Here is a 9,377-nt window from a genome sequence, read left to right on the forward strand (position 1 = left end):
CCCTTACAACAACGTACCTTTGAGCTTCTTGGAGTCTCTCCGACTCTCGGCTACCTGTAGACAGGGCTCTACTTACAAACCCCCTGGTGGGGCCCGATATTGGTTGTCATGGTGGGGGGAACTTCGGCTTAAAGGTTGGCGGGGTCTGTATGCTGGGCTGCTCGCGTCTGTGCGCTGGCCACCGATTTCTTTGACTGGGTGACAAGCGTATCGAGTGTAGCCACGTCTTGGTCTGTTGGGTGATTGGCGAGGTTGATGTTGGCGAGCGTCACGGCGGCCCGCACGGCGGAGTCAGCCAAGAGGGCTGCAGTGACGGCGTCGCCAACGAGGTTGGGGTTCCCAAGCTCTGCCAGTTCGACGGCCAGTCTGCCAATCTCGACTCCGAGCCGGGCAATCTCAATGGGAGTCCCAATTACGCGTCGCATGGCCTCGTCGATACTCGGAGCCGCCTGCTCACCAGATTGTGGTTCGCGCCGTAAGCGTCGCGCAAGAATCACCTGGTTGTAAGCCTCGGCGTCGACTTGGGCGAGACCGATGGCTCGTGTTTTAAGTTCGATGCCGCGTCGTTGGTAGCGAGATGCGTCTGCTAGTTGCTTGGTGGAGAGGCTCGCGCACTTTATGCACAATGCGCTCGCAAGCGCGGCAGCCACGCTCGCTACCGTACCGGCCGCTGGTGTCGGTGCTGGCCTACCGATAAGTTCCAACAGAGTATCGACACCGAGTTGCGAGTAGGCTGGGAGCTCAGCTAAGTCCGACAATTTCGCCTGCATCGTCGATGTCCATGCCTTCGGCCGCGGGATGGGCCGATAGCCCGGGCATGGTGCTGATGTCGCCGCAGATTAGGTACACAAAGCCGGCACCAACCGAAGCCCTGGCCTCACGCACCGGCATTCTCCAGCCAGTTGGCGCGCCTTTGAGGGTTGGATCTGAAGAGATCGACAGGTGAGTCTTCGCGATGATGACTGGGAGGTTACCGTAGCCATTTGCTTCATAGCCCTCGAGCTGGCGGCTCGCCGTAGGCAGGTAGTCGACCCCATCGGCACCGTAGACCTTCTCGGCGACGGTCTCGATCTTGGTGCGAAGGGGCATATCATCTGGATAGAGCAGATGAAAGTCGTTTGGCTCTTCAGCGGCTTGGGCCACCATGTTGGCGAGTTCAACTGCGCCCTCGCCACCTTGGGCAAAGTTGTTACACAGTGCCGCGCGTACCCCCATCGATTCGGCGATCTCTCGGATGGCCGCATGTTCTGAGGCGAAGTCACCGGGGAAGGCGTTGATGGCGACTACGGGGCTGACGCCATGCAGTTTGATATTTTCGATCTGCTTGCGTAGGTTGGCGCCCCCGGCATGCACTTCGTCTGGGTTTTCAAGTAATATTGCTGGTGGCAACGGTCGACCCGCGACGACGCGGTGAGCTCCAGAGTGAACCTTTAACGCACGAACGGTGGCGACGACCACGGCGGCATCCGGTGTCAATCCCGAGGTCCTGCACTTGATGTTGAAGAATCGCTCTGCACCCATGTCGGCCCCAAAACCAGCCTCAGTGATCAGGTAATCGCCGGTATGGACTCCGATGAGATCGGCAACGATCGACGAGTTGCCGTGGGCGATGTTGCCAAATGGACCGGCGTGGACAAGGACGGGGGTGTTCTCAAGGGTCTGCAACAGGTTCGGCTTGATCGCATCTCGCATCATGACGGCCATTGCGCCCCCAGCTTTGAGCTGGTCAGCATTGATTGGCTCGTTGTCGGTGGTATAGCCGATAACGATGCGACCGAGCCGTTGACGAAGATCTTGTAGCGAGGTTGAGAGGGCAAGGATACCCATGATCTCAGAGGCGGCGGTAATGTCGAAACCAGTCTGGCGTGGCACGCCATCATTTTTGCCGCCGAGCCCAATCACGATATTGCGTAGGGCGCGGTCATCGACGTCGAGCACGCGTCTCCATGTGATGTTGTGGAGGTTGATGCCAAGAGGGTTCTTACGATACAGATGGTTATCGATTATGGCAGCCAGCAGGTTGTGGGCGCTTGTAACGGCGTGCATATCACCTGTAAGGTGAAGATTGAGTAGCTCCATGGGCACCACCTGGCTGTAGCCGCCCCCGGCTGCTCCGCCTTTGATGCCAAAGGTTGGGCCCATCGATGGCTGGCGGATGGCGATCGTCGCTCGACGACCGATATGGCGCATCGCTTGTCCAAGCCCGACGGTCGTCGTGGTCTTGCCCTCGCCGAGTGGTGTTGGCGTGATGGCGGAGACGACGACGTATTTGGCCTTTGGGCGATCGGCGAGCGCCTCAATGGCCTCAAGCTTGATCTTGGCAACGTTGTCGCCGTAGGTCTCAAGAAGCTCGGGTCCGATGCCCATGTCGTGGGCGATATCGGTGATTGGATGCAAGCGGGCCCTGCGGGCTATCGTCAGGTCATTGTCCATCGTGGCTTACTGCTCTTTCTGTGGCTGGTTTGTCCATCGTCGACTGGTTTGTTGGTTGGCCTGCCGTGTTGCTGGTCATCTGGGACCATGCCGAGTAATTTGTTGACGATTCTAGTTTGCGAGCGTGGCCGTGAGTCCGTGTTGTGGGTTGGGTGGGCCTCGAGTTAGGCCTATCGGCAAGGATCGGGATCAGATTGCATAATTATGGGTCTCATAAGACAGGTGCAAGGTTCACAAAGGCACGAGGTTTGCAAGGCGCCACAAGCGATTGTTGGTACTCACAGATTGGCGCGATCGCCCCTGTAAGGTCGACGATGTGGGCGCGCGATGCAGATGAGCGCACAAACATTGGTTTGGTCAATCTGATCGCCTGGACTGGTCGTTGCCCAAGGATATGTGCTGCGAGGTTATCAACTATCGTTCTTGGACGGCGACGAGGCGTCCGCGAGCGAGTACTGTTCCATGAACAGTCTCAAGGAGCTGTCGCCAGCTTTGGATACGATCGGGCGATGCGACCTCGTTTGCCAGAGCAAAGAGGTTGAATCCATAGTGGTGGGTCCCATGTCCTGGTATGGGGCGGGGTCCCTGATAGCCGCGCCGGCGAAATGATGCCGGCAAGAAAACGAGTTCCTGGGTTGCCGGGGCAAGTCCGCCGGTCGGCAGTGCCAAGTGGTTTGGACCGAGCAGTGCGACGGTGTGGATAATCGGCCGAGGTAGTGGGACGTCGGTATCTTCGATAACGAGTAGAAGTTGTCCAGTTGCGCTTGGGACCCCTGTCCAGGAAAGCTGTGGCGAGAGATTGGCTCCCACCCCCTTACCCGAATGCGTGAGTGCGATGACGAAGGCGGGTTCAAGATCGGTGCTATGGATTTCGATCGTTTCAGGCGCCATGAGCGCGGGATGATTCCAGAGGCTGTGGGTGTCGCCAGAGCGCAGGTTATAGAGCGACTTGCCGACCGAGCGTAGAAGAGAAGCCGTGATGGAAGAGATCTTCTCAGAAACCATTGTGTTACCTCCTGTAGACGAAGTCATCGCGGGTGTGGAGCCCTCGTCATAGGCATCGCCACTGTAAAAATTCAACAGTAATCACCATTGTGTTCGGTTAGGGACATGATGCCATGTGCAGCAGCAACGCAAATCTCTCGTGCTAGTAATTAGCCCCTATTGTCGCCATCAAGTCTGTTGACCCCAGGCAGCCACCTCCCAAAATCATCGTGTTGTAGTCTTCGGCGCTGGCTGGTGCTCGGCCCGACAGATTCGTGTGCCCTCTGGGCCAGACGTCGATCCAACCGCCACGCCGCAGGCAGCAATGTAGGGGGTGCTCTATTGCCCAAGCGCGTCCATTCCGTCAGGAGCTGTTGAAGCCATGCTCATCGGATTGGTGGGGACTTACAGTCGATGATGTTCTTGATTGGAGTGCGTCGATGGGACCTTGCGGCTTTGGGGTCGGTCTGGGTTGGTTCAGTCGCAGCACTGAAGGTGGCCGATGCTTTCGGCCTAGTGTGGTAGTTGTCGAGTATGGTTCATACATCGATGCTTAGGAGGAGTGATGGGGGTAGATAGCCAGATACAACTGGTGTTAGCCGACGTGGACGGGACGCTTGTGACCAACGATAAGGTGTTGACCGCCCGCGCTATGGATGCCATTGATGCGCTCAAACATAACGGTGTGCAATTCTCGTTGACCAGTGGCCGCCCGCCGAGAGGAATGGAGATGCTCGTAAAGCCACTGGCGATCTCGCTGCCCTTTGCGGCCTTCAATGGCGGACAGATTTTGTCACCTGAGTTTGACATGTTGGAAGAACATGGGCTTGCGGATGGGTTGGTGGAGGAGATCGTCGATCAGCTGGGAAGGACGAAGCTAGAGCTGTGGTTCTACGCTGGATCCAAATGGTATGTCCCGAGTCTCGATGCTCCTCATGTCGATCATGAGGCCGCAACGGTGCAGTTCAAGCCTACGGTAAGACCAGCTGGAACGATTCCATCGAAATCGGTTGTCAAGGTGGTGGGAGTAAGCGATGACCACGATGTCATCGCCAGGGTCACCAACGAGGTGAGAGAGGCTTTTGGGGATCAAGTCTCAGCCGAAGCGTCGCAACCCTATTATCTCGACATCACCCATCCACAGGCAAACAAGGGTGCCGTTGTCGATTTCCTTGCCGCCTACTGCGGGATCGACACCCAAGCCATCGCCACCATCGGTGATATGGCAAACGACGTCGATATGTTTACTCGGTCTGGGCTTGCAATAGCTATGGGTAATGCCGCGCCTGATGTTCGGGGTGCGGCAGATCGTGTCACCACCTCCAATGAAGACGAGGGTTTTGCCCGAGCGATGGAGGAGTTGTTGCGCCAGCGTTCTCAATGAGGCCGATGGTGGGGATAAGTTGACCGACTTGCCAAACGATGCGTGTGTGGATATCGGCGGAACACAGCGACGCTCCCTGGTTGTCGATGTCACTCTGTTTGCCGTGAGGCGGTGCAAGAGATCACCTCGGGTGCCGATGCTCGTTAGGCCATCTGGGCCAAGATTCGCGAGCAACTATCTGCGATGGTCGCTGGTGACGTCGAGAAAACCTTCTTCGCTGAGCTCCTGGTAGATTAGGTCAAAACTATGGTTGTCAAGGCCAACATAGCGTCGAAGCTCTTCCTTGTCTGAGACCCCTGTCGCGAGGGCTCGCACAACGAGCCCTCGTTTTTGTCGATGCGATCCCTCGAAGACGGATTGGCGCCTCGGGGGTATGTAGGGATCGTCGCCCTCACCAGCAAAGGTGCAGTCGCTTCTTAGCGGACAAACCTGACATAGGGGGTGACTACGACAGACGAGAGCTCCAAGATCGAAGACCGCCTGGGTCCATTCCCATGATCGATCGAGGGGTACGACCGCATTTGCCTTGGCTTGGAGCATTGTGGGTGACGTGATGGGTCCGAAGAAGGCGCGCGAAAGCACACGCTTTGCGTTGGTGTCGAGAGCTGAAACCTTGTGTCCATAAGCCTGCGCAAGGACGGCGTTGGCGATGTAGGCACCAATGCCCGGCAAAGCACAAAGGTCGGGGTAATTCTGGGGCACGACGCCGTGGTGTTTCTCGACGAGTACTTGCGCGCAGGTGCGAAGCCGTATTGCCCGCCGGTTGTATCCAAGGCCGCTCCAACTCGCGAGTACCTCATGAACGGAGGCGGCTGCAAGCTCCGCGGGAGACGCAAAGCGTTCGAGAAAGTTACGGTAATAGCTAACCACCCGGCTGGCCTGGGTCTGGGTTAACATCGTCTCCGCGACCAGGATACGGTAAGGATCGCGGTCCTGGCGCCAAGGGAAGTGGCGGCGGTTGGTCTCACCCCAGACCAGGAGGGCTCCTTGGAGCCGCAGCTCTCGATCGTCACAGCACATCATCGTCACCAGAGCGTAGCCAGGACAACCCGAATACGACACTGTCGTCGGTTCATATCAATGGGTGTTCCGGGAACATAGATCGGCGTCGGCTGCAAATGCCATGATGACACGAGATAGTGAACCGGAAGAATCCATGGGCACGAGCGATGCGTCTATTGAGTGGATGTTACGAGGATGTGATACCAGAAGACTCTCACAATATTTGGCTGACACTACAGGATTGCTTCTGATAGCCGATAGCATATGTGTAGCTCAAGAATTCTGCCGTAAGCCCTCCGGCATGGCAGAATGGCAACCGCTCCCGCAAGACGGTGCTACCGGAGGAAGAGCTGGTCAGCCTCGTTGGCTGGCAAGGCGGGAAGCCTTTGCACCGTGCTCGGTTTCCCATTGAGGCTGGGAGGCGTAGCGTGCAAGAGTATCGAGGTTTACAGGGTTTCACCGTTCAGCGTTCTGTCCGCCCGATCCCCCATCGCTGGTCGTTTGAGCAAAAGCCGAGCCGTGGCGCTGGATCGCCGACACGGTGCGCGAGTCCCCTAGCGTTTTGTCGCCCTGGTGACTATCTTGTAGCCGAGGTGACCGTGTTCTCGACCAGCTTGCAACTTCCTCAGGTGCGTCGGGTTTGCGCTCGCGATATGGGTAGAGCGACATCCGAACCGGGTGATATGTTGGCGGGTCCTTCAGCTTGGCGCTGATGTTGATCTTGGGTAACCCATCGATGGCTCTGGGTCGCTAGCCCGTTTAGAGGCACGACATTCGAACGCTAACTCGCACAGGGTGGCCCGTGACCTACATGCTAAGACACGTGAGCGCTGATCACTTTGGATCTCATTACGGACTTTGCGCGTAAACAGGTCGACTCCCTAGAGGATCACAAGACACCAGCACCCAAGGTCTCGGTTAGCAGGGTAAATAATCTCGAGAAATATTCTACAAAATATCGTTTAACAATACTTACAAAGGAGATGATCTAATGTCACAATGGGGATTTGAAACACAGCAGATTCATGCCGGAGCCGTGGCCGACCCAACGACGGGTGCGCGTGCTGTTCCGATCTATCAAACGTCGAGCTACGTGTTTCGCGACACCGACCACGCCGCGGCCCTCTTTGGTCTTGAAGAGCTCGGCAACATTTATACCAGGCTCGGCAATCCGACACAGGCGGTCTTCGAGGATCGGATCGCGGCCCTGGAGGGTGGGGTAGGGGCACTGGCGACCGCCAGTGGTCAGGCGGCAGAGACCCTAGCGCTCATCAACTTAGCTGAAGGTGGCGGCCATATTGTCGCGTCCTCGTCGCTCTATGGTGGCAGCTATAACCTCTTGCACCACACCCTGGCCAAGTTAGGCATCTCGACGACATTTATCGCCAATCCGGATGATCTAGCTGAGTGGGAGTCCGCCATTCGGCCTGAGACCCGTGCCTTTTATGCCGAAACGATTGGCAACCCTAAGGGGGACATCATTGACTTTGCGGGCATCTCAAGTGTCGCGCACGATCACGGGATCCCGTTGGTAGTCGACAACACCCTGGCCACCCCGTTTCTCGCTCAGCCGCTGCACTATGGGGCTGATATCGTTGTCCACTCGGCAACCAAGTTCATCGGTGGTCATGGCACCTCGCTGGGAGGGGTCATCGTCGATGGTGGTACTTTTGACTACGAGCGCTCTGGGCGCTTTGCGAACTTCACCGAGCCCGATGAGAGCTATCACGGGCTTGTCTACTCCGAGCTTCCCGAGGCATTGTGGCCAACACGATACATCCTCAAAGCCCGTCTACAGTACATGCGCGATATCGGTGCTTCGGTATCCCCCTTCAACGCCTTCCAGTTTCTTTTGGGGTTGGAGACCCTCAGCCTTCGGATGGAGCGTCATGTCTCGAACGCGCAGGCCGTAGCCGAGTGGCTGGAGTCTCGCGACGAGGTGGCCTGGGTGTCCTATGCGGGTTTGAACTCGAGTCCTTGGCATGAGCGACAGAGACGTTACATGCCGCGTGGTGCTGGAGCAATCATCGGGTTTGGCATCAAGGGTAAGGACGAGGCCGGGCAGTGCTTCATTGAGGGTCTTGAACTTTTCAGCCATTTGGCCAACGTCGGTGACGTTCGCAGCCTCGCGATCCATCCAGCCTCAACGACGCACTCTCAGCTCAACGAGGCTGAGCGTGAAGCCTCTGGTGTCAGTGCTGATCTGATCCGGCTCTCGATCGGGCTCGAAACCATTGATGACATTCTGGCTGACTTGGAGGCTGGTTTCCGTGCTGCAAAAGAAGGTTGAACAGGTGACCACGCCAGCTTGGCGAGTCGGGACCTTTGCCGGTCATCGCCGATTTGTGCAAGTTAGCGAGAACTTTACTACCGAGATGGGTTCGACGATTGGTCCGGTCGAGGTCGCGTACGAGAGCTGGGGGACGTTGAATGCCGATCGTTCCAATGCAGTTTTGGTACTGCATGCGCTCACCGGGGATTCGCACGCGGTCGGTGAGATCGAGCCCGGGCACCCAACGCCTGGCTGGTGGAACGGTCTGATTGGCCCAGGGCTGGCCATCGATACCGATCGTTACTATGTCATCTGTCCGAACGTTCTCGGTGGCTGTCAAGGCACGACAGGTCCATCGTCCATCGCTCCAGATGGAGAAGTTTTTGGTCCTCGGTTCCCCAAGATCACGGTTCGTGATCAGGTGCGGGTGGAGCATGCGTTGGCTGGATTGCTTGGCATCAACCGCTTTGCGGCCATCATCGGCGGTTCCATGGGAGGTATGCGCGTTGTCGAGTGGCTGGTGATGTATCCGGATGCGATGGAGCGTGCCGTCGTACTCGCGACGTGCGCTGCAGCCACAGCGGAGCAGATCGCCCTGGCGTCGCTACAGATCCGCATGATCGAGCACGACCCGCACTTTTGTGGTGGTGACTATTACCGCTACGGTGTGGTTCCCGCTCAAGGCTTACGACTGGCTCGAGAGTTGGCCCATCTCAGCTATCGAAGCCCCGCGGAACTCGACAGTCGTTTTGGTCGAAGTCCTGTTGGTGGCGGCCATGAGATGAGCGATGCACATCCCTCGTTTGCGGTGGAGTCCTACCTCGCTCACCACGGAAGGAAGCTGGTCGAGCGCTTTGATGCCAACTCCTACATTCGCCTCTCTGAGGCGATGAATTATCATGATGTTGGTCGCGGCCGAGGTGGATTCAGGCGAGCTCTGTCGGGGGTGCAAGCGGCGGTGACGGTCATTGGAATCTCCTCGGATCGCCTTTTCCCCCTCGCGCAGCAGCAGGCCATTGCTGACGCACTGCCGACCTGTCGGGGTATCTCGATCGTCGAGTCGAAGGTTGGTCACGATGGGTTTCTCGTCGAGGTCGGGGCTATCGGAGCCATCGTGCGTTCGGTACTGTAACTGTGGCTGATCAGGCTCCTTACAACCAGGGAAACCTTCAGTCGGATAAGCGCTAACCCGAAGTTCCCCCCACCATGACAACCAATATCGGGCCCCACCAGGGGGTTTGTAAGTAGAGCCCTGTCTACAGGTAGCCGAGAGTCGGAGAGACTCCAAGAAGCTCAAAGGCA

Annotated in this window: 7 protein-coding genes and 1 riboswitch; of the genes, 3 read left to right on the plus strand and 4 right to left on the minus strand. The window is 57.5% G+C overall.

Annotation, left to right across the window (positions count from 1 at the left end):
* Positions 1-128: 128 nt before the first annotated feature.
* The 3 genes from MP439_11040 to MP439_11050 form a co-directional block, all read right to left on the minus strand.
* On the minus strand, positions 129-770 hold the full coding sequence (locus MP439_11040) for a cyclodeaminase/cyclohydrolase family protein (GenBank protein MCI2976588.1): 642 nt from the start codon (positions 768-770) through the stop codon (positions 129-131).
* Positions 742-2,433 carry a formate--tetrahydrofolate ligase gene (locus tag MP439_11045; GenBank protein MCI2976589.1) on the minus strand — a complete coding sequence of 564 codons (1,692 nt, stop codon included), beginning with the start codon at positions 2,431-2,433 and terminating at the stop codon, positions 742-744. The genes MP439_11040 and MP439_11045 overlap by 29 nt, the downstream gene beginning before the upstream one ends.
* Positions 2,434-2,847: 414 nt before the next feature.
* Complete coding sequence (locus MP439_11050; protein MCI2976590.1) at positions 2,848-3,438, minus strand: YbhB/YbcL family Raf kinase inhibitor-like protein; 591 nt, start codon at positions 3,436-3,438, stop codon at positions 2,848-2,850.
* Positions 3,439-3,982: 544 nt separating this feature from the next.
* Here MP439_11050 and MP439_11055 point away from each other — a divergent pair.
* Entirely contained in the window at positions 3,983-4,801 is an 819-nt protein-coding gene (locus tag MP439_11055) for a Cof-type HAD-IIB family hydrolase (protein MCI2976591.1), read from the plus strand.
* Between the two features lie 174 nt (positions 4,802-4,975).
* Here the strand turns inward: MP439_11055 and MP439_11060 are convergent, their stop codons facing one another.
* Positions 4,976-5,824 (minus strand): A/G-specific adenine glycosylase, encoded by an 849-nt coding sequence (locus MP439_11060; GenBank protein MCI2976592.1) that lies wholly within the window; start codon positions 5,822-5,824, stop codon positions 4,976-4,978.
* Positions 5,825-6,074: 250 nt separating this feature from the next.
* Positions 6,075-6,186: riboswitch (SAM riboswitch) on the plus strand.
* 608 nt (positions 6,187-6,794) lie between these two features.
* On the opposite strand from MP439_11060, the gene MP439_11065 reads away from it, so the two are divergent.
* The gene (locus MP439_11065) at positions 6,795-8,093 is read left to right on the plus strand and encodes a bifunctional o-acetylhomoserine/o-acetylserine sulfhydrylase (protein MCI2976593.1); all 1,299 of its coding nucleotides are present in this window, start codon (positions 6,795-6,797) and stop codon (positions 8,091-8,093) included.
* 4 nt (positions 8,094-8,097) lie between these two features.
* On the plus strand, positions 8,098-9,207 hold the full coding sequence (locus MP439_11070) for a homoserine O-acetyltransferase (protein MCI2976594.1): 1,110 nt from the start codon (positions 8,098-8,100) through the stop codon (positions 9,205-9,207).
* Positions 9,208-9,377 lie beyond the last annotated feature (170 nt).

It is taken from the genome of Ferrimicrobium sp. (genome assembly GCA_022690815.1).
Classification (GTDB): domain Bacteria; phylum Actinomycetota; class Acidimicrobiia; order Acidimicrobiales; family Acidimicrobiaceae; genus Ferrimicrobium.